General features: G+C 67.6%; 20 protein-coding genes. 9 read left to right on the forward strand and 11 right to left on the reverse strand.

Annotation, left to right across the window (positions count from 1 at the left end):
• The first annotated feature begins 67 nt into the window (after positions 1–67).
• The 5 genes from IPK85_12460 to IPK85_12480 are packed head-to-tail and all read left to right on the forward strand — an operon-like array spanning position 68 to position 6118.
• On the forward strand, positions 68–1762 hold the full coding sequence (locus IPK85_12460; protein ID MBK8248201.1) for an OmpA family protein: 1695 nt from the start codon (positions 68–70) through the stop codon (positions 1760–1762).
• A gap of 47 nt (positions 1763–1809) precedes the next feature.
• Positions 1810–2577, forward strand: coding sequence for an ABC transporter permease (locus IPK85_12465; protein ID MBK8248202.1), 768 nt, complete (start codon positions 1810–1812; stop codon positions 2575–2577).
• Positions 2570–3499, forward strand: a complete 930-nt coding sequence (locus IPK85_12470; protein ID MBK8248203.1) for an ABC transporter ATP-binding protein — start codon at positions 2570–2572, stop codon at positions 3497–3499. The genes IPK85_12465 and IPK85_12470 overlap by 8 nt, the downstream gene beginning before the upstream one ends.
• A complete protein-coding gene (locus IPK85_12475) occupies positions 3499–4368 on the forward strand; it encodes a hypothetical protein (GenBank protein MBK8248204.1) in 870 nt (289 codons plus the stop codon). The genes IPK85_12470 and IPK85_12475 overlap by 1 nt, the downstream gene beginning before the upstream one ends.
• Entirely contained in the window at positions 4361–6118 is a 1758-nt protein-coding gene (locus IPK85_12480; GenBank protein ID MBK8248205.1) for an ATP-binding protein, read from the forward strand. The genes IPK85_12475 and IPK85_12480 overlap by 8 nt, the downstream gene beginning before the upstream one ends.
• Before the next feature lie 75 nt (positions 6119–6193).
• Here IPK85_12480 and IPK85_12485 read toward each other — a convergent pair whose 3' ends face one another.
• The 9 genes from IPK85_12485 to IPK85_12525 all read right to left on the reverse strand — a co-directional run bounded on the left by IPK85_12485 (position 6194) and on the right by IPK85_12525 (position 13661).
• Positions 6194–6508 (reverse strand): peroxidase, encoded by a 315-nt coding sequence (locus tag IPK85_12485; protein ID MBK8248206.1) that lies wholly within the window; start codon positions 6506–6508, stop codon positions 6194–6196.
• A 51-nt stretch (positions 6509–6559) separates the two neighbouring features.
• A complete protein-coding gene (locus IPK85_12490; GenBank protein ID MBK8248207.1) occupies positions 6560–6811 on the reverse strand; it encodes a peroxidase in 252 nt (83 codons plus the stop codon).
• A 57-nt stretch (positions 6812–6868) separates the two neighbouring features.
• Positions 6869–7516 carry a hypothetical protein gene (locus IPK85_12495; GenBank protein MBK8248208.1) on the reverse strand — a complete coding sequence of 216 codons (648 nt, stop codon included), beginning with the start codon at positions 7514–7516 and terminating at the stop codon, positions 6869–6871.
• A gap of 30 nt (positions 7517–7546) precedes the next feature.
• Positions 7547–9268, reverse strand: coding sequence for a BamA/TamA family outer membrane protein (locus IPK85_12500; GenBank protein ID MBK8248209.1), 1722 nt, complete (start codon positions 9266–9268; stop codon positions 7547–7549).
• A gap of 128 nt (positions 9269–9396) precedes the next feature.
• The gene (locus IPK85_12505; GenBank protein MBK8248210.1) at positions 9397–10788 is read right to left on the reverse strand and encodes a sigma-54-dependent Fis family transcriptional regulator; all 1392 of its coding nucleotides are present in this window, start codon (positions 10786–10788) and stop codon (positions 9397–9399) included.
• Between the two features lie 9 nt (positions 10789–10797).
• Entirely contained in the window at positions 10798–11412 is a 615-nt protein-coding gene (locus tag IPK85_12510) for a hypothetical protein (protein ID MBK8248211.1), read from the reverse strand.
• A gap of 3 nt (positions 11413–11415) precedes the next feature.
• Positions 11416–12165 carry a hypothetical protein gene (locus IPK85_12515; GenBank protein MBK8248212.1) on the reverse strand — a complete coding sequence of 250 codons (750 nt, stop codon included), beginning with the start codon at positions 12163–12165 and terminating at the stop codon, positions 11416–11418.
• 6 nt (positions 12166–12171) lie between these two features.
• Positions 12172–12462 carry a hypothetical protein gene (locus IPK85_12520; GenBank protein MBK8248213.1) on the reverse strand — a complete coding sequence of 97 codons (291 nt, stop codon included), beginning with the start codon at positions 12460–12462 and terminating at the stop codon, positions 12172–12174.
• Positions 12459–13661 carry a hypothetical protein gene (locus IPK85_12525; GenBank protein ID MBK8248214.1) on the reverse strand — a complete coding sequence of 401 codons (1203 nt, stop codon included), beginning with the start codon at positions 13659–13661 and terminating at the stop codon, positions 12459–12461. Before IPK85_12525 ends, IPK85_12520 begins: the two co-directional genes overlap by 4 nt.
• Before the next feature lie 445 nt (positions 13662–14106).
• Between IPK85_12525 and IPK85_12530 the strand changes: the two genes are divergently transcribed.
• Positions 14107–15672 carry an NYN domain-containing protein gene (locus tag IPK85_12530; protein ID MBK8248215.1) on the forward strand — a complete coding sequence of 522 codons (1566 nt, stop codon included), beginning with the start codon at positions 14107–14109 and terminating at the stop codon, positions 15670–15672.
• Positions 15673–15695: 23 nt separating this feature from the next.
• Positions 15696–16277: a DNA-3-methyladenine glycosylase gene (locus IPK85_12535; GenBank protein ID MBK8248216.1), complete on the forward strand. Its 582-nt coding sequence runs from the start codon at positions 15696–15698 to the stop codon at positions 16275–16277.
• Here the strand turns inward: IPK85_12535 and IPK85_12540 are convergent.
• Together IPK85_12540 and IPK85_12545 are read right to left on the reverse strand one after the other, a co-directional pair.
• Entirely contained in the window at positions 16274–18634 is a 2361-nt protein-coding gene (locus IPK85_12540) for a response regulator (protein MBK8248217.1), read from the reverse strand. The genes IPK85_12535 and IPK85_12540 overlap by 4 nt on opposite strands.
• Before the next feature lie 132 nt (positions 18635–18766).
• Complete coding sequence (locus IPK85_12545) at positions 18767–19429, reverse strand: hypothetical protein (protein MBK8248218.1); 663 nt, start codon at positions 19427–19429, stop codon at positions 18767–18769.
• A gap of 482 nt (positions 19430–19911) precedes the next feature.
• Between IPK85_12545 and IPK85_12550 the strand changes: the two genes are divergently transcribed.
• Positions 19912–20049, forward strand: a complete 138-nt coding sequence (locus IPK85_12550; protein MBK8248219.1) for a hypothetical protein — start codon at positions 19912–19914, stop codon at positions 20047–20049.
• A gap of 110 nt (positions 20050–20159) precedes the next feature.
• Positions 20160–21134, forward strand: a complete 975-nt coding sequence (locus tag IPK85_12555; protein MBK8248220.1) for a hypothetical protein — start codon at positions 20160–20162, stop codon at positions 21132–21134.
• The last annotated feature ends 99 nt before the right edge of the window (positions 21135–21233 follow it).

The following is a 21233-nucleotide window of genomic DNA, read 5'->3' on the forward strand; positions in this document are numbered from 1 at the left end:
AGTCACCAGCTACCAGGAGTTCGTGATGTCCCAAGGTTCCGGTCCGCGTCCGGCCTTCTTCCTCGTTATGGCAGTTATGCTCCTCGGCCTGATCGGTTACGGGGCATATCGCTTCCAGGGCCGGACAGACGGCGACAGCGCGACCATCAGCGCCGACGACCTCAAGAACATGCAGGGCGGCGTGGAGGCTCCGGATGATGCGTCGCTGACGACGTTCAAGGAGTACGACAAGATCCAGTTCCAGGATCCCACGCGCATGCCGCCGGTCAGCGGGGTCTCGAACTACGAGCCGTTCGCCGACAACACGGTCACCTTTGCCTTGAACGTGTGGGCCGGGTGGGCGCCGATCATCCTGGCCAACAACGGCTTCGAGCCGGGGAAGGTCTGGCAGGGCCCGGGCGGGAAGACGTTCAAGGTCAAGCTGACGCTGATCGACGATCCCGTCGCGATGCGGGATGCGTACGCGGCGGGGAAGGTCCACGTAGGCTGGGGCACGGTCGACATGTTGCCCCTGTTCCTCGAGCAGCTCAAGCGCGATTCGCGCACGATGCCCCGCGTCTACCAGCAGATCGACTACTCGTTCGGTGGCGACGGCATCGTGTGCCGCAATGCCATCCGCTCGGTCGCCGACATCAAGGGAAAGACCATCGTGCTGGCGCAGAACTCCCCGTCGCACTACTTCGCCCTCAATACACTCATCTCGGGTGGGCTGCAGCCGGGTGACGTGGAGTGGAAGTTCACGCAGGACGCCTTCCAGGCCGCCGCGGCCTTCAATGCCGACAAGCGCATCGCGTGCGCGGTCTCGTGGTCGCCGGACATCTACAACCTGTCCAAGGCGAGCGGGAACAAGATGTTGGTCAACACGCAGACAGCGAACAAGCTGATCGCAGACACCTGGTTCCTCCGGGCCGACGTCGCCAAGGACCACCCGTATCTCGCCGAAGGGCTGATGCGGGGGATCTTCGACGCGATGGTCCAGCTGGAGTCCGATGCCGGCAAGCAGGCGGCGGCCAAGCTCATGGCCACCGGGTACTCCCTGCCGGAGGCCGACGCACTGGCGATGCTCGCCGATGCACACAACACGAATGTTGCCGAAAACCGCGAGTTCTTCCTGAACGCGAACAACCCGGCCAACTTCCAGCGGACCTTCGAGACGGCCTACTTCCTGTACCGCAAGGTCGGCTCCCTCTCCGGGAACCCGGTCCCGTTCGACCAGGTGTTCGATGGCTCCGTCCTCGCGAAGCTGGCGAAGGACCCCAAGTACGCGAACCAGAAGGACACGTACCAGATCTCCTTCGTGCCCACCACGGCCCTCGCCGTGCAGGCCGAGTCGAACGAGATCCTGACCAAGGCCGTGGTGATCCAGTTCTATCCGAACTCCGACTCCATCTACAAGAAGGTGAGCAAGACGGCGGACGGAAAGACGATCGAGGAACTGTACGACCCCAACGTGAACAACGTGGTCGAGGAAATTGGACGCCTCGCCGGACAGTACGGGGCCTCGCGCATCGTCATCGAGGGCCACACCGACGGGTCGATGCGGAACGCCGGGACGGTGACCGCCGCGGACGTCCAAGAGCTGTCGCTCCGGCGCGCCAACGCGGTGAAGGAAGCGATCGTGCGCAAGTTCACCTCCATGAACCCCAACCAGTTCTCGACGAACGGGATCGGGTGGGACCGGCCCGCAGACCCGGCGGACGCCGGTAATCATGCGAAGAATCGCCGGGTGGAGGTGAAGGTCTACCCGCTCGAACAGAAGTGACCGCACCGGTCGGTTCCTGGTCGGCGCTTCGCACCCTCCCCCCGGCCATGGTTCGCCGGGGGGCCGGTGTGTTCACCGTGCTCCTCGTCCTGGCGATTTGGGCCTTCCTGACGTCGGGGCCCACGCCGGAGTCCCGCAGCATCTCCCCCACCGTGCTGCCGAGCCCTGGCGAGGTGCTGCGCTCGTTTCCGGCGCTGGTGAACGATCGGAACCTGGTGGGCAGTATCGCCGCGTCGATGCAGCGGGTACTGCTCGGCTTTGGCCTCGCGGCGCTTGTGGCGATTCCGCTCGGGATCGTGGCCGGGGCCTATCGCCTGGTGGACGCCGCGGCCCAACCGGTGTCGGTGTTCATGCGCAATATCCCCGTCGCCGCGCTCCTGCCGTTGACGTTGCAGGCCTTTGGGGTCGGGGAATTGCAGAAGGTGATGTTCCTCTTCCTCGCGTGCGCCCCCTTCATGTTTCACGAGACCGCGCGGGCGATCGTCCAGGTGCACGACCGGTATGTCGACACCGCGCAAACCCTGGGTGCAACCTCCACGCACATCATCTCCAAGGTGCTGATCGCCCTCGCGCTGCCCGATATCTACGCGACGTTGCGCTCCAACTTCGGGCTCGCGTTCGGCTACGTCATGCTCGCCGAAGTGGTGGACGCCAAGGCGGGGCTCGGCTTCATGCTCCTCCAGAGCCAGCGACGCGGACTTCCCGAACACCTCCTGGCCACGCTGCTGGTCATCGGACTCATCGCCTGGTTGATCGACCACGGGTTCAAGTTCTTCCAGCGCGGCTTCTTTCCGTACCGGCCGGTCCATGAGTGAGAACGCCACCACGGGCGGGACCCCGGGGACGCCGGCGCCGCATGATAAGCTGCTCGAGGCGCCGGTCGCGCCCAAGCTGCTCGATACCCCGGTGGTGCCGGCCCTGCTCGCCCCACCCGCGCTTCCCCCGGTCGTGAAGTTCGCCGGCGTCTCCAAGACCTACGACGACGGTTACACCGCGGTCCGCGACATCAATTTCACGATCGAGGACAACCCGAACCACATGGAGATCGTGGGGGTCCTCGGCCCGTCGGGGTGCGGAAAGTCGACGGTCCTTCGCCTGATCGCTGGGCTCACGCCACAGTACCCGGCCACCACCGGCACCGTGGAAGTCATGGGCAAACCCGTCACCGGCCCCGGTCCGGATCGGGGATTCGTCTTCCAGGACTACACGTCGTTTGACAACCGATCGGTGATCGACAACATCGCCTTTGGCCTCGAGTGCCAGGGGGTCTCGACCGCGGAACGGTACGAGCGCGCCCGGGAGTGGATCGGCAAGGTCGGCCTCAGTGTCGATCGCGATCAGTACAAATACCCGCATCAACTCTCAGGGGGCATGCGCCAGCGCGTCGCGCTGGCGCGCAGCCTGATCCTCAAGCCGCGCGTCATCCTGATGGATGAACCGTTCGGGGCACTGGACCCGCGGACGCGGTATGCCATGCAGGATCTTCTGGTGGCGTTGGCGCACGAGGTACAAGCCACGGTGTTCCTGGTGACCCACAGCATCGAGGAAGCCGTGTACGTCGCCGATCGCTTGCACATCTTTTCCAGCGCGCCGGGCACGATCCTCAAGGAGATGCCGGTGCCGCCGCCCGATCGCCCGGCGCTCGTGATGCAACGCGAACCGGATTTCATCAAGACCGTGTTCGAGGTGCGCGACCTGATCGAGACCCTGGAGACCTCCACGAAGGCAGGGGATTGATGGCTCCCTCTACGCCACCTCGCCCGAGCTTTAGCCGCTACTTTGGCGCCGCCTTCCGAAACAAGTGGAACCTGCTGCTATTCGGCGCAGGTGCGGCGTTCGCCATTCTGTCGCCCTTTCCGGACGCCCTGGTGCCGATGGTCCTCGGCGTGGAAGGGCTCGTCGCGCTTGGGCTGGCGTCGCACCCGCGCTTCCAACAGGCGGTGGATGCGCAGCTGCACAAGGTGAATCGCTCGGCGACGGCCGTCTCCTCCTCGCAGACGTTCCTGAAGTTGCTGGATCGCCTCGACCCGCGGGACCGGACCCGCTTTCGTCAGTTGGTCACGCATTGCGAGCAGATGCAGGATCTGGCGTCCGGTGTGGGCAGTGGACCGTCCCCCGCCGACGACATGCGGCAGACCGCCCTCAATCGGCTGCTGTTCTTTCACCTCCGCCTCCTCATCACCAGGGACTCACTCCTCACGTTCCTGGAGCAGAGCAACCTGCTGGAGATCAAGGACCGCCAGGTGCGCACCGAGCGCCAGCTGGCGACCGCACGCGCCAATAATGATGCGCGGCTCGTGGGCTCGCTTGAAGACACGCTGAAGGACCTCACGACGAGGATCGCGAACCTCGAGAAGGCAGAGCATGACGCGAAGTTCATCGAGGTCGAGCTGGAACGCATTGAGGGGAAAGCGCAGGCACTCGCCGAGTCGGCCATCGCGCGGCAGGACCCCACCGAGCTTGCCGCGCAGGTGACCGCGTTCACCGACACCCTCAAGCTGTCGGAGGACGTGGAGTCGCGCATGGTGTCACTCAAGGACCTCGAATTGTCGACGACCGACGCCCCCATGATCCTCAATTCCGCGGCGGTGCGTGTCCGTGAGTAGCACTTCCCTGACCAACGGACGTGTCGTGCCCGACTGGCACCCGGACTGGGCGCGCTCGGTCGCTGACGCATACTACGCCGGGACCGCTTCGGTCTTCATTCTGCACGGGAACACGTACGACGAGGTACCGCTCGAGCCAGACCCCGGGACGGCCTACGGTCCGGTGACGACCTTCCTCGCCGAGCAGTTGTTCGGGTCCTGGGATCTCGTGCTGCACTATGACGTCGGGCGTGGGATCCGGCCGTTCGCCGGACGCGACATCACCCGGTTCCGTGCGATGTTGCCGCGCACCGCGGACATCTTCGGCACGGACCTGGAGAAGGCGCGCGTGGTCGAGCCGCAAGCGGTGTTCGCTGCGCTGGATCGCTACCTCATTCGCCAGCTGCACACGCCGAGTGAGGAGCGCCTGCGCGTCGCGCTCCTGGTGGACCACGCCTCATTCGTCTTTCCGTCAGCGGAACCAGGCACCCTCTCGCTGTCCGCGAGCGCGGCCGCCGTGACCATGGTGAACTGGGCCGCCGCGCCGCAGGTGCGTCGTATCGACTTCGCCTGCGTCATGATCGATGAGCGGCGTTCCAACTTGCAGACGCGCCTGGTGCAGAATCCCCACGTGATGGTGCAGGAGATCCCATTGCCAAACGAGGGACAGCGAATTCGCTTTGTACAGGCGATGGTGAACGGTCGCACCCCGACCCTGTCCGACGGACTGACCCTCGACCGGTACGCGAAGGAAACGGCGGGGCTCTCGCTCAACGACCTCGCGCCGCCGCTGCGCGCGGCGCTGGATGGCCGGGCGCTGACCGGCAAGGCGTTCGCTCAGCTAAAGAAGGGGCTGATCGAGCGCCAGTGTCACGGCCTCCTGGAATTTGTCGAACCTCGCTGGACGCTCGAGGACGTGGTGGGGCTGGACGCAGCCAAGCGCACGCTGCGTGAGGACGCGAAGCTGGTCACCAGTGGCCAACGCCAGTTCGCGCCGATGGGGTACCTGATTTGCGGCCCGGTCGGGACCGGGAAGACCTTTCTCGTGATGGCGGCAGCGGGCGAGATGGGGATGCCATGCGTCACGCTGAAGAACTTCCGCTCCAAGTACGTCGGCGAGACCGAGGCCAACCTGGAGCACGTGCTCGCGGTGTTGCGTGCCATGGGCCCGGTCATGGTGATCATCGACGAGGCAGACGCCATGCTCGGCGACCGCGACGATGGCGGTGACGGCGGAGTCTCCAGCCGCGTCTTCGGCATGATCGCCCACCAGATGGGGAACTCTGCGTATCGGGGGCAGATCATCTGGGTCCTGATGACGGCGCGCCCCGACCTCCTGCCGATCGACCTGAAGCGGCAGGGACGTGCCGAGGTCCATATCCCGCTGTTCTACCCGGATAGCGGCGTTGAGCTGCAAGCGATGCTCACGGCGATGGCTCGGAAGGTGGGGACGGCGCTTGCCCCCGATGCACTGCCGGCCGCGGAGTCTATCCCCCACATCGGCATGCTCTCGGGCGCCGACATCGAGGGAATCATTACCCGTGCCGCACGCCAGGCGCGGATTGCCGGAGAAGACACCATCGCGAAGGATCGGCTCGCAGCGGCGCTGGCGGACTTTGTGCCGTCGGCGCAGTCACTGGAGAAGCGTTTGCAGATCCTCGCCGCCGTCCTGGAGTGCACGGATGCGAAGTTCCTGCCACCCGCGTACCGTGAACTGGATCGCAGCGCGGTACAGGGAGAGCTGGCCATGATCCGGGCGCAGCTGGGTTAGGAACGAGACGGCAGATGATCGAGGGCGGGGCTGCCGCTCCGCTCCCCATGCACGTTCGCGTGTCCGACGTGCCGCTCAGGCCTTCGCCGCGGGCCCCGGTGGCGTGGCGTAACCATGTGCCGCCGTGCGACGCCCGCCCTGCGCGTACGCTTCGGCTGGCATGTCGCTCACGCCCGTCGCGTCGATCCAGCGGTTGTAGAAGTTGAACAACGCGCAGACCGTGATCGCGTCGTAGATCGCCTCCTCGCTCCAGCCGGCCGATTTCACGCGGGTAATGTCGTCGGGCCCGATGCGATGCGAGGCCTCGTTGACCTGCACCACAAACCCGAACAGGACGCGCTCCGCGTCGGACAACGGCGCCGTCGTGTAGTCCGAGAGCACGGCGTCCACGACTTCGCGCGATCCCAGCAGCTCCGCCGCGACCGCGGCGTGGGACCCCGTTCAAAACGGGCAGTCGTTTCGCCTGGAGGTAAAGGCTGCGATGAGCTCACGTTGGCCCGGCGACAGCGGCGACGGGCCGCGCATGACCTGCTGGGTGTACTGGGCGAGGAAGTCAGTCGCCGCCGGCTTGTAGGCGAACAAGTGCATGATCTGCGGCACCACCGCGCCAAGCCGCCGGAGTCCGTCGATGCGGCTTCCGTACGCGCCAGCCGCCGGTCCGAACTCGACTTCTGGGAGGAACATCGGGTGCATGGGGATCCGGAACGAGTTCCGTGAACGTATCGGTCGGCGAGGCCGCGCGGAATGTGGCTACGAACCGTTGCGCCGCACCCGAAACACGGCGCTCCTTGCTTCAATCACCCGCCGCTCGCCGCCCAGGAGCCGCGACAGGAGCGTACGTGCCCCGCGGCCGAGGGCGGTCCCCGGATTGCGCCGACCACGGACGGCCGGGTTCAGGTCGCCGCGCACCCAGCGTTCGAGCTCGGCGAGGTCCGAGACGGAGAGCATCTCCAGGGTCAGGGTCGCGGTGTAGTAGAGCGGGGCGGTGTCGTCCGAGGCTCCGCGGAGCGTGGCGCGCTCTGGCTGTTCGATGGCGAGCACGGCATCGGCAAGCCGCTCGAACGTGCCAATCGAGGTGACGTCGTCGTTCACGACCCGCACGCCTTCGTACAGCCGGCGCACCGGGTCGAAACGGAGGACCACGGCCCACGTCGTCGTCTGCAGGCGCCGGTCGAATACACCCGCGGTACTCCACAGCTCAACCTGGTAGGTGAGTCGGGCAGGGAAGCCATGATCGAGGAGCTCGCGAATCGCGTTGGCGCCGAGTACCCCCGTGGCGCGGACGCGTGGTCCAACGATCGCCAGCGAGTCACTGGGCGGAAGGAGGAGCTGGAGGAGTGGGCGCCCCTGGGCGAGCGCGGCAGGCGCAGTCAGCAGCCCCGCCAGGGCCGCACCCACGCTCACCGCACGACGCGCCCACCCGACCACTCAGAACCTCGGACGCAAGCGAATGAAGAAGTTGGCGGGCGCGTCCGGTTGGTGGAGGGGCTTCGCCAGGTACAATCCAAGGTCGTCGAGCACGAGACCGAGCCCGACGTTCGTATGGAATGTGGAGAGCCTCGGGATCGTGTGCCGGGGGTACGAGCGGCCGCCGTCCTCGGGGCCGACGAGCCACCCGCGGCCCGCGTCCGCAAAGACGACCCATTGCGCCCCACGTCCCCACCCGCGGCGGCGCCACTCACGATCGCCATCGAGGATCCCGAATGGATCAAAACCGAGGTCGCCGCGGAACTCCACCTGGGCCATCGCCATCCGTTCGCATTCGCCCGGGGACCCCACAGGGATCGTGCCTGCGGTGCCTTGCAGGTTCGAGCACAGGAGCCGGTCCACCCCGTTCGTCACGGTCGGGAGGCGGAAGTTGTATCCGGGGAGCGCTCCGGGGCCTCCCAGGGAGAACCGTCGCTGCATGGGCAGCTCATCACCGCTCAGCCATCCGCCGGCGACGAGCCGAAAGTTGAGCTGTGCGCCCGGGGCGACGCGGTTGTAGCGCCGCAGGTCGACGAACAGCCGATCGTAGGTCGTCGCCCCGTCGGTGGTCGGGAGGCGCACGCCCGCCGTGGTGGGTGCATAACGAGTGGTCGTGCCGTCCCCGTACTCGTATTCGCCCGACAGGTACCAGCCGGTGGTGGGCTGGCGTTCGTCACTGCGCGTATCGAGCCGGACAAAGCCCTGCCAGAGGTGCATCTGTGCCTCGTCCATCTGCGGGTTCGCCCGCCAGCGATCGGTGTCACGGAACGGCGTCCAGGGATCGTTCGCCGTCCGCGAACCCCACCGGACGTCGGACCAGGTGGCGCCAAGCTCCAGCTGACGCCCCTGGTACACCGAGGCGGTGAGCGATCCGCCGTGTCGGGAGTAGTAGTCGCGGAAATCCCGATGCAGGAAGAACGCTGCGAGGCCGGATTCGGCGTCGCTCAGTTGCCAGCGCTCGACCGATTCCACGACGTCGAAGTGCCGCGCCCCGAAGCGCAGCCCCTGGGACTGTCCCAGCCTCAACTCGGCCTTTGCGGTGTGACCGACATTGTCGGGAGTCCACGCAAACGAGTTCGCGGACCTGATGATCCCGAGCGCATCAACGGAGAGTCGCCCCCAGTCAAATTCGCGGCCGAAGACCGGACCGAACTGGATGGGCAGCCCCTCCACCCGGTTGTAGGTCCTGGCGGACACCAAGCGCAGGTCGCCCCACCCGCGATCGCGCCAACGATCCCGACGGCGCCACCAGGGATCTTCGGCACGTTCCGACCACACCATGCGTTCGCCACGCTGCTCGTACGCGAGGCGGGCACTGTAGGTTCGAATGCTCCCTCGGACCTGCCCTGCTTGCGCGCCGACGACTCGACCACCGATGACGAGCAGGTCGCCTTCGACGATGCCGCCGGGCCGAAACTCCGCGTCCCCGTTGATCACGATGACCTTGCCCGTCGCACGGCCTTCAATCACGAGCGGTCCGCTCAGCACCACCAGGTCAGCCAGGGTCACCCCTTCGCGCAGGGTATACGCGCCTTCGGCGCGTGTTGTCCCCTGCGCGTCGTGCAGCGCCATGACCTCATCGACCACCTCGCGAGGAATCGCGGCCGCATCGAGCCGTTGCGCACGAAGCGTGGGCGCGGACGACAGTGTGGCGAGAGCCAGGCAGAGAAGAGAGCGCGTCATCGGGAAACCGAACGGAAGGGGGACACGGCTCCCATGGCACGAGCCGTACCACACACAAGGTTGCCTCATGACCTTGTCGGCACAACAACTTCCACGACTGTCACTGGTCGAGCCGTCCCCACGGGAGGTCAGCTTCCCTGTGTCGCAATGACATCGGGTGCGATGTCGAGCCGACGCATTCGGCGGTACAGGTTGGGTCGATCGGTCTGGAGGCGTCGCGCGGCCTCGGCCACGTTGCCCCCACTCGCCGCGAGGGCGCGGGTGATGAGGACTCGCTCGTAATCGTCGAGCATTTCGGCGAGCGGGCCGGCAGATTCGGCTCCCAGGGCCACGGCACGAACGGATTCCGGCGTTTCGGGGACCGCGATGACGCGTCGGACGTCGCCGGTCGCGATTTGCTGGCCCGGGTGCAGGATCACGAGCCGCTCCACGATGTTCGCCAGCTCACGCACATTCCCGGGCCATCGGTACGCACTCAGGAGGGCGAGCGCGCCGTCGGTCCATGCCGGGAGGACACGGCCGGTGCGTACGCGCGTCCGCACGGAGAAGTGCCTGACGAGCAGTGGGATGTCGCCGGCACGGTCGCGCAGCGGCGGGAGCGCGATGGGGATGACGTTGAGCCGGAAGTAGAGGTCGTCGCGAAAGGCGCCGTCCCGCGCGGCACGCGGCAGGTCCTTGTTGGTCGCGGCGATCAGGCGGGCGTCCACGGGGATGGCTTTTCCGCCCCCGACGCGCTCGATCTCGCGCGCCTCAATGGCCCGCAGCAGCTTGGCCTGCGCATCGAGCCCGAGGTCACCAACCTCATCGAGGAAGAGGGTGCCCTTGTGCGCAAGCTCAAAACGCCCGATGCGCCGCTCGGTTGCACCGGTGAATGCCCCGCGTTCGTGTCCGAACATCTCACTTTCGACGAGGTCGCGGGGGATGGCGGCACAGTTCACGCGGATGAACGCGCGGTCGCGCCGGCCACTTCCGGCGTGGATCGCGGCGGCGACCAACTCCTTGCCGGTCCCCGACTCTCCGGTGATCAGCACGCGCGAGTCGGTCGGAGCGACGCGGGCGATGAGGTCGCGCAGGGTGCGCATGGCCTCGCTTTCGCCGACCATCTCGTCGGAGATCCCAAGCTCCTGACGGAGGGCCGCGGCCTCGCGCCGCGCGGACCGGAGGTCGAGGGCACCGCCCAGCGCGAGGATCACCCCATCCGGCGTGAGCGGTTTCTCCAGGAATGTGAAGGCCCCAAGCTTTGTCGCACGGACGGCGTCGCTGAGCGCCGCCTTGCCGCTCATCATCACGACCGGAAGGTCCGGGAAACGCTCCCGGAGGATCGTCATCGTGGCGATCCCGTCGAGGTCGCCGGGCATCATCAGGTCGACCAGTGCGACGTCCGGTTCGCTTTCCACTGCGGCGGCAATCCCACTGCGACCGTCGACGGCCTCGCGGACCTCGTATCCCTCCGCGCCGAGCAGCGCGGACACCATGCGGCGAAGGTTGGCTTCGTCGTCGACGATGAGGACGGACGGCATGGGCGAGGCTCAGCCCTTGTGTTCGTGCTGGCGGATGGGTTCGGGAACCCGGGCGCCCTGGGGCCACTGCTCGAGCGGGTTAGGGGCGGGAAGTGCCTTCATCTCCCCGAGCAGCTTGTTGGTGAATCGTTGGCCCTCCGACATCCGCTCGACCTCGATGGCGACGGCGTCGATGGCCTGTTCGAGGCGATCCAGGCGGGGGTTGGGATCGGCGCCGGCGGGAGCGACCGGTCGCGGCTCGAACCGTCGGGCGATCATCCGGATGATGGGCGTCCCGAGAAAAATCATCACGAGCCCCACCATGCCCATCTCGATGACGTTCTGAACGCCGCGCGGAATGTCGTTGGAGTCTTGTCCCCCAGAGGCGCCGGGCCGCGTGCTGCCGGTGATCGCCTGGTCCAGTTGCTCTCGGAGGGACTCCAGCCGGTCCTGCGCACTTGAGAGTTGGTCTTCAATGGCACCCTCCCGCGCTTCGGTGGTGCCAGGTGTCAGCTGACCGGTTAGCGCCTTGATCTCCGCCTGGACGGCGTTGATCTGTCCCTGGATCAACTCGATCGCCCGTTCCTGGTTGGTTTGTGCGAGCGGCTGCACGGCGGGTGGCGGGGGAGGGGTTGGCTGCGGCATGGCTCAGACCGGGGTGGTGTGACGAACGCGCTCGGTGTCGCGCGGGCGCGCCGTCCATGGAGGCAGGGGATCGGCGGCGGGGAGCGCTCGCAGTTCGCCGAGCATCTTGCTGGTGTATCGCTGTCCCTCGGCGATGCGCTCCACCTCGACGGCGACAGAGTCCAGCGCCTGCTCAATACGGTCGAGGCGCCCGGTGTTCTCGGGGGCGGCCGCCGGTGCTCCACGTCGGTCCAACCAGCGGGCAAAGGCCCGCACGAGAGGAATCCCGATCGCCAGGGCCACGACGGTGAAGAAGAATCCCTCAGTTGCATTCCGTGCCATGCGTTCGATGCGTTCGCCGTCCAGTCCGGGCGGAAAGGGGTCGCCTTGCTCGGTGAATGTGATCGCCGGCTGGCCACTGAGCAGCTCATCGAGGCGGGCCTGGAGTTGGTTGAGCCGTGTGCTTGCCTGGTTCAGTTGCGCCTCGATCGCTTCCTGCTGCCGTGGCGCGCCGGACCCCAGGCGCGCGGTGAGATTAGCGACGTCCTCGCGCGCGACGCTGATCTCACCGCGCAGCACGTCCAGCAGGAAGTTGCCGTCAATCGGGGTGGTCGGCGCTGGGAAGTCCGGTCCGCCCTGCAGCCCACCCGTCGCCCCGCCCATTGCTCCGCCCGTCGCCTCGGCCGCGGCCTCACGCGCGGCATCGCGCGCATCGCGGACCACCTGACGAATTTGGTCCTGCACCTGTGTACGGATCTCGTCGCGGGTCTGCATAACGCCTCAGGAAGGAAAGCGCCGCGCCGTTGGCGGCAGGTTGGCCGGCTCCGCTACGCCACGCTCACTGAGCAACTTCGTCGTGAACCGCTGGGCTTCGGCGACGCGCTCGATCTCCACCGCCATGGCGTCGATCGCCTGCTCCATGCGCTCGAGTCGGACATTGCCCTCAGGACCGAGACCGGCCCCGCGTCCCTCGAGTTCCATGCGACGTTCCTTGTGCTGCAGCACCATCCGAATCACGCTGCCCACCGTGATGAAGAAGGCGATCGGGATCAGGAATTCCGGTCCGTTCATGTACGCACCTCGACGGGGTGGACGGGCAGGTGAAAACGAATGGTGGTCCCGCCACCTGGGGGTGACAGGGCGACAATGGTGCCGCCGTGAGATTGCACTACCTGCTGCGCGATCGCCAACCCCAGCCCGGTGCCCCCCGGCTTTCGGGTGACATACGGCTGGAAGATCTGGGGGAGCAGGGCAGGGTCGATTCCAGGGCCCGAGTCCACAACCTCCGTGAGCACGCCGGCGCCCTCCCGCTGCGAACGGACGGTGATCGTGCCCGCGTTTCCACACGCGTCCACCGCGTTCAGGATGATGTTCATCACGGCACGCTGCAGCGCATCGTGCTGGGCGAGGAGCGGCGGCAGGTCGGCTGCGAGCTCCAGGCGAAGCGCGATGTGTGATGGCACGCACGCGGTGGCGGTGGCGCGGAGCAGCTCCGCCATGTCTACCGCCGCCGGTGGCCCGCTGGGCAGCGTACCAAACTGAGAAAAGCTCGTCGCCATGCGCTGCAGCCGGCCCGTCTCCTCCTCGAGGACGCGCAGGCTCTCGGCCCCTTCGGGCGACGTGACGCGGCGCAGGTTGGCCAACGCGAACTGCATGGGGGTCAGGGGATTCTTGAGCTCGTGCGCCACGCGACGGGCGGTCTCCCGGAAGGCCACCAACCGCTCGGCCTCCACCGCGCGCTGGCGCCCCAGCTCGAGTTCGGCGGCCATCTCGCGCATCCCCGTTCGCAGGACCTCGAACTCCGGGGCCCCGCGGGCCCCGGCCTGGGCGGGGAGCGGGGTTCCGGAGCGAATCGTCCGGGTCCAGCCGACCAGCTCGTGGACCGGGCGGCTGAGCTGTCGGCTCAGGTGCCCGGCGACGCGCGAAGCCGCCAGTCCGACGAGGAGAAGCACGGCGGCTGCGGCCAGGGCAACGACCGGTGAAAACCGCTCGATGATGAACTCCAGGCGGCGTGCCTGAGTGGCGGCGTCCTCGAGTTCGCGGGCGTGAGCCAACAAGGCAGCTCGGGCGTCGGTGCTCAGGGAGTCCCTTCCGGTGGCTTCCAGGGCGCTATTTCCACTCTCCACCACCCGCTCCCAGGCCGCGCCCGCCGTGACGAGGGGCAAGGCGCGCCAGGTGACGACGGCCCAAGCCACGGTCACCACGGCGGCCGGGATGATCGAGAACAGGGACAGGGCGAGCAGGAGTCGCTTCCGGAAGTCGAGCGTCACGAGGGGCCTACGCGGTCGCGGGCGTGTGGTTTCGACACGGAAGATACAGGGAGAGGTGATCCCTTTCCCCGCGCAAGTGGTTAGATTGCTTGCCGTTGCCCTTCGCGCCCGCAGGTTGGGGCGCCAGTTCCTGGTGCGACACCGGTGTCTCCGCGCCCACGCGGGGAGCCGGTGAGCGCGCCGCGGCTGAGGGCAGCAGAGGCGGGCTGGTCTCCCGAAGTGGGGGCGCAAGCCGCGTGGCCTCGCCCGCGTTGGGTGGCTCTTCCGTGTGCCGCCGCCGAACGCGACTGGAATTCGATCTCCGGCGTCCGCGTGCGGAGAGGGCACACCAACAATTCACGATATGCAATTGCGTTCGAACCGCCCGGCGGCAACACGCGCCGCAGTGGCCCCCCTCCATCGGGGCCCGCAGGCGCTGCCCCAGCACGCGTATGGTGCGCCGGCCGTGCAGCACGCACCCAACGCCGCCCTCCTCATCGACTTCGACAACGTCACGATGGGGATCCGCTCCGACCTCGCCGGCGAGCTCCGGAACCTGCTTGGGTCCGACATCATCAAGGGCAAGGTCGCCGTCCAGCGCGCCTACGCCGACTGGCGCCGCTACCCGCAGTACATCGTGCCGCTGGCGGAGTCGTCGATCGACATGATCATGGCGCCCGCGTACGGTTCTTCCAAGAAGAACGCGACCGACATCCGCCTCTCGGTGGATGCTATGGAGCTCGTCTTCACGCGCCCCGAGATCGGGACCTATATCCTGCTCTCCGGCGATAGTGACTTTGCCTCCCTCGTCACGAAGCTCAAGGAATACGGCAAGTACGTCATCGGGGTCGGCATCCGGGAGTCGTCGAGCGACCTCCTCGTGATGAACTGCGACGAATACTACAGCTACAACGCATTGGCAGGGCTGGTCAAGTCCGGCGACGAAGAAGTCCGACGCTGGGATCCATGGGAGCTGGTGACGGAAGCCATCACGCGCATGCAGAAGAACGGCGACGTGATGCGGTCTGATCGCCTCAAACAGGTGATGCAGGACCTGGACGCCACGTTTGACGAGAAGAGTGTCGGGTCCGGGTACTCGAAGTTCAGTCGTTTCGTGTCGGATGCTGCGGACAAGGGGTTAGTCAAGATCACCAAGCTGGAGAACGGGCAGCTTGAGGTTTCGCCGCCCGACGGTGCTCCGGTCGTCGTGGCGTCGACCGACGCGGCGCGGCCAGCGAGCGCGCCGGAGGCCGCACGCGAAGATCGCGGAGGACGTCGTCGGCGTGGTCGCGGGCGCGACCGTGATCGCGAGCGGGCACCGGCTGCGGCGGCGAGCGCTCCTGCCTCTGCTCCGAGTGCCGCTCCTGCTGCTTCCGCATCCCCGGCACCGGCACGCGCGTCAGCGCCGGCGGCGCCCGTGGATCCCATGGGGAGTGAGGGTGAGCGGCTCACCCGCGCCGAAGCGTTTGATCTCGCGCGCAATGCCACGGCGGCGGTGGTGAGCGGTGAGGACGCCGCGCTGTCCAGCGTGGTGCGTCGCAAGGCCTTCGAATTGCTCGGCCGGAACTCCGAGTCGCTCTCCGAACGCAATTTCCATCGCATCCTCCGGGACGCCCATGACGCCGAGGTGATTGACCTGCGTCGTCGCGGCGACGACTACGAAGTCTCGCTGCCCGCGAAGGCGGCCAGCGTGGCAGATCAGGTCAAGGCGGCCGAAGCAGCTGCGACCCCGCGGCCGGCTCCCGCATCGGCGCCAACCCCGCGTGGGATGGGTCCTCGCGGCTTGCCGCCGCGCGGTCGCGCCGGCGCCGCTCCGCCGCCGGAACTGCTCCTGGTCGGCGTCGTTGAAGCCAAACCGTCCACAGCCAGTACGGCGCCCGCGCCGGCTGCTGCACCGGCTCCTGCCGCAAAGGAGAAGAAGCCCGCGGCAAAGAAGGGCAAGGCAGACAAGAAGCCCAAGCAAGAGGCGCCAGCGGAGCCCGCCGCCCGCCCGCGAAAGCCCAAGGCCAAGGCCGCCAAGAAGGCGGGGTGACCCGACGGTCGTCGCGACGTGTCCTGGGGGCCGCGTTTTATGCGCGCCCCACGGAAGAGGTCGCACGCGACCTGCTGGGGTGTGTCCTGGAACATCGAACGCCCACGGGGATGACCCGTGGGCGTATCGTTGAGGTGGAGGCCTACCTCGGGCCGGAGGATCCCGCGTGCCACAGCGCCCGGGGATGGACCGAGCGCACGCGGCACCTGCACGGGCCACCGGGGCGCGCGTACGTCTATCGCATCTACGGCCTGCACTGGTGCGTCAACGCCGTGACCAGGGAAGTCGGCCACGGGAGCGCGGTGTTGCTGCGCGCGGTGGAACCGCTGGAGGGGCGCGAGGTCATGCAGCGGCGGCGTGGCGCCGTCCCGGATCGGCAGCTCGCCCGCGGGCCGGGGAATCTCTGCCAGGCGTTTGGGATCACCGGCTCCGACGACGGCGTCTCCTTGTCCCGGGGGCGGCTCCGCATCCTGTCGGGTGATCCGGTGGCGGACGCGGAGGTGCTGCGGACACCACGCGTCGGGATCACCCAGGCGGCGGAGTGGCCCTTGCGGTTCTCGCTCCGCGGGTCACCGTGGGTGAGCGGTCCTCAACCCAGGCGTTAGGCGAGTGGCGCGGCCTCACGATCGATCAGCGCCGTGAGGTGCCGCAGGAGCGCATCGCGAGAGAAGGGCTTTGCCAGCAGGCGGGTGTGGCTGTCGAGTTCGAGGCGCTGGACGTCGATGTCCAGGTACCCCGAGATGTAGAGCACGCGAAGATCAGGACACCGTGCGCGCAACTCGTGGACGAGGTCGCGCCCGCCCATCCCCGGCATGATCACGTCGGTGACGACGGCGGCCAGGCCGGCACATTCAGGTCCGGCGATGGTCAACGCCTCGTAGGCGTCGGCGGCCTCACGCACGATGAACCCGGCGTCGCGCAACATCCGATGCGTCAGCGACCGGACGGCGGCATCGTCCTCCACGAGGAGCACCTTGGCGCCGACCGGGATCATCGTCGCGTCGACCGAGGGCGGGGTGTTCCGCTCGACCGGGCGTGCCGGGGTGCGCGAGGTGCGTGGGAAGTAGAGCCTAAAGGTGGTTCCACGCTCGACCGCCGTCTCGACGGTGATCGCCCCGCCGCTCTGGCGCACAATGCCATAGACCATGGCGAGACCGAGGCCGGTCCCCTTACCCGCCGGCTTCGTCGTGAAGAACGGATCAAAGATCCGCGCCCGCGTGGCTTCGTCCATGCCATGGCCCGTATCGCGGACCACCAGGGAGACGTAGTCCCCGGGGGCCACGCCGAGGCCCGTCGCGGACGCAACGTCGAGTTGGACTGATCGGGTCTCGAGGGTAAGCAGTCCCCCGTTTGGCATCGCATCTCGCGCATTGACGGCGAGGTTCATCAGGACCTGCTCCAGCTGTCCAGGGTCCGCGCGCACGGTGCCGAGCTCTTCCGACGGCTGGGTCAGGAGCACGATGTCCTCGCCAATGACCCGACGCAGCATCTTCTCCATGTCACGAACGAGGGTGCCGAGGTCGATCGGCCGCGCCTGCATGGCCTGCTTGCGCGAGAAAGCGAGGAGCTGTCGCGTCAGCGTGGTGGCGCGCTGGGCCGCATCCTGGATATCGCGGAGCTCGGCGACGTGTGGATGGGTGTCCTCCATGGCTTCGAGGAGGAGGTCCACGTTGCCCCGGATCGCGGTGAGAATGTTGTTGAAGTCGTGCGCGACCCCGCCGGCCAGCCGGCCGATGCTCTCCATCTTCTGCACCTGGAAGAGGTCGTCCTCCAGTCGCTTGCGATCGGTGATGTCGAGGAGGAGCCCGTGCCAGGTGACGGAGCCATCGTCGTGCGGCGTGTCCGGGACCGCGGTTCCCCGGATCCACTTGCGAGCGCCACCAGGCAGCTCCAGCAGGAACTCCTCGGTCCATCGGGAAGCCGTGCGCGCCGCGTCGTCCAGGGTGCGGGCCAGGCGTTCGCGATCCGCCCCCGCCACCAGGGTCAGGAGTTGGTCGAACGAAGGGATGGGGCCGTCGCCCGGGGCGTTGAGCAACTCACGCATCCCCCCGGAGATGAACGTGAAAGTCCGGCGCCCATCGAGGGAGAGGGTGAACTGGTACACACAGCCCGGGACGGCGTCGGTCAGCCGTCGCAACCGCTCTTCAGAGGCGGAGAGCGCGTCGGCGGTCGCGGCACGTTCGGTCACGTCGATCGTGGAGAACACCACGCCGGTCACGACGCCTGACGCATCGCGCAACGCGGCGCCGCTCACGCTATAGTGCCGCCAGGGGCGACCCCTGACGCGGATTTGCATGTGGCGGTCGCGCACCAGGGCTCCCCGTTCCAGCACCATATCCGATGGGCGCCAGCCGGAGGGGTAGGGCTCCCCCTGTGGTGTCGCGAATTCCATCCCGAGGTGCACCACGCCCTGTCCAAGCAGCGCCTCCCGCGTCGTTCCCCACATCTCGGCGAATCGCTGGTTGGCGAACAGCACACGACGCGACGGCAGTTCGATGGCCGAGACCGCCGCCTCCGTCGTGGCGAGGATCGCGTCGAGGAGGTCGCGCTCCTCCGAGACCCGGTTCAGCAGCTCACGGTTCCGGGACTCCGAGTCGAGGAGTTGTCGTTCGTGCTCGGCGAGCTCACGGCGTTCACGACGCGCGCGCGCGTCCACCAGGCAGCCGGCCACAAACGACAGGAAGGCGATGGCGACCTTGACGAGGTTGCCGCCGGAGATGGCTTGGAGGTCGCCACCCGGCGCGAGGACGAACAACGTCGTCGCCGCCCAGGTGATGGTGGCGGCGATGGCCGCCGGCCAGAAGCCCCCGATGGTGAGCACCGCCACGACGGTGATAACGGCTGGCACCATGAACTGGGTGTCGCGCAGTAGGGGGGCGGCCCAGATGGACGCGCCGCCTCCCGCGATGCCCATGAGCACGCCAAGGACCACCCGTGTCGCGTATCGCTCGGACCAGCTCAATGGAGATCCATGAGAGGGAAGCCGAACCAACCTAACGTTAGCCCCGTCCCCGGCGCCACTATTGGCCGCGTCCAATAGCCAAACGGGCCGTCACCGATGGTGACGACCCGTTCCCGCCGGCGCGGAGAGCCCTCAGCGCAGGACGTCGATGGCACTCGCCAGGTTAAACCGCAGCCCGCCTTCGAGGACAAACGTGTGCGAGGAGCCGGAGATCAGGAAGTTGTTCCGCGTGGGCATCGCCGACGCCTGCCCGAACAGGGCGGCACGGCCGAGTTGGATCTGGAGTCCGGCGGTCATCGTTGCCGAGACCTTGGAGGTCTGCTCGGCCACGTCATCGAACACGCTCGTTTGCGACGCCGTGGTCGTAAAGGTGCCCTGCGGGTTCGCGTTCTGGATCACGTTGATACTGAGGCCGAGCCCGGCGTACGGCTTCATGTTGCCCCAGGTCACGGGGAAGGCGAGCAGCCCGATCCCGTACCGACGCCAGTCGCTGACGTCCACCGGACGCACCGAACCTTGCACGGTCGGGTCGTAGACGCCCGCGACATCGTCGAAGAACGACTGATCAACGGAGAGGTACAGCGCGCCGCGGCTGCGGGTGATCAACCATTCCGCGCCGATCGACGAGGCGGTGACGCGGCCGGCGCCGTTCGGGTCGAAGGACGACACGCCGCCCTTGGCGCCCCAATACCACGAGTTCTCGAAGCTGGTACGGGAGGGGGTCGTTTGGGCGATCGTGACCGCCGGGAGGGCGAGGACGACCAGCGAAAGGCCAAGCTGCCGCGCGATGCGCATAGGATGGTACCGAGGTGGGGGTCCGTCACTGCTGGAGGCCCGACTGTGGAGCCGAAGCCCTCATTTCTCAGAAGGGAGACGAGGCAGCGCGGGCGAGGGTCACCGGCGCCACTGGCCTCAAGCCCGACGCTCCCGTCGAGCGGCCGGCACCTGTGCGCCGGGTCACAGTTGTTGCGCGGTGTCCGTCGCGCCCTTCACTTGATGGCCGGTCCGGAGGTGCCGGCCGGCCTTTGATGCGTGTGTCCGGCGGCCGACTCTTGGCGCCGGTGATGCCCTTGGTGAACCCCCGTGGCGGCTCGGAACGCCAGATCGAGGACTCGCTCACTCGCATCGATGCGGAGGGTGGGCCCAGGGGCTCATCGCGCGATGCGCGACCAGCCCGCGCATCGAGGGCAACCAAGACGAGCAGGGTCCTTTGTTCAGTCGCTGGCCAGCGCTGGTCCTTCGCCTCGTACCAGCTGGAGGACCTTCTGGCACTGGAGATGTCGCTGCATGAGGAGCAGGAGCGGCGGGCGTTGGAGGGAGAGCTGGCCACCCTGCAGGACGCCTGGGGCGAGGCCGAGGAGATCGCCGCAATCGCCGATGCGCTGTTGGTCCCCCGCGGGTGCAGGCGGCCCTGACGCGCATCCGGGATGGGATGAAGGGATGATTAAGACGGCGCCCGGGGCCGGCCCTGCGCTTGCGCGGCTCACCGCCGGGATCCATCGTCCCGAAGCCCCGCCACGTCGCGATGTACTCCACCTGCCTGTTCTGCACGTCGGACCTTGGCTCCAACGAAATGGTGGAGGAGTTCCCGGTTGGGCGCCGGTTGGCGTTCGACTCTCGGCGCGGACGACTATGGGTGGTATGCAGGAGCTGCCGACGCTGGAACCTGACGGCCATCGAGGAGCGCTGGGAGGCGATCGAGCAGTGTGAGCGCTTGTATCGCTCGACGCCACTGCGCGTATCCACCGACAACGTGGGCATGACGCGCTTGCGGGAGGGGCTCGAGTTGGTGCGCATCGGGGAGCCCCTCCGGCCGGAGTTCGCCAGTTGGCGCTACCTGCCGCTCTTCGAGAAGCGGCGACAGAACGTGGTCCAGTCGGCGCCAGCGCAGAAACCCACCTGGTCTTCCAGTCTCTGGATGGCGTCGTCCTTCATTTTCTATCCGCCGATGGCGCTGGTGACCCTCGCCGGGTCGATGCGGGACGTGTACACCTACCGATTGAAGACCTACGCCCACGTGCCGACGCCAGGCGGCCGTGGGCATCACGCCGTGAAGGCGTATCACCTCCCCGAGGCGCGCCTGCTGCACGACGACAACCCCTGGGGCTGGAAGCTCGAGGTGGAGCATGAGGCCGGGCGCACCGAGTTGGCCGGCCCGCCTGCACAGCGCGTTTTGGGAAGGTTGCTGGTCGCCATCAACGCCACGGGCGGGTCCGCCGAGGACCTCGATCGTGCCGTGAGCCTCCTGGGCCGCTATGCGCACGCGGACACCTTCTTCAACCGCCAAGGCAAGGCGAGCGATTGGCGGCGCGGGCGGCGCTACTGGTGGGACGATTCCCTCGTCGGCGCGCTGAAGAACCGGGCGCCGTCGGCGCGCCTGGCCATCGAGATGGCGTTGCACGAGACGGTGGAACGTGCGGCCCTCGAAGGGGAGCTGCAGTCGCTCCGCGAGGCGTGGGAGGAGGCCGAGGAGATCGCGGCGATCGCGGATCAGCTCTGACGGCAGAGCGCGTCGGGTCGGCGGCACTCGTCGGGCAAGGGGACCGCGCGGCGGGCGTTCGTGCGTCGCCGCACGGTCCAGTTCCGGTGGCGGAACGCG

This window comes from Gemmatimonadota bacterium (assembly GCA_016712265.1).
Lineage (GTDB): Bacteria > Gemmatimonadota > Gemmatimonadetes > Gemmatimonadales > Gemmatimonadaceae > RBC101.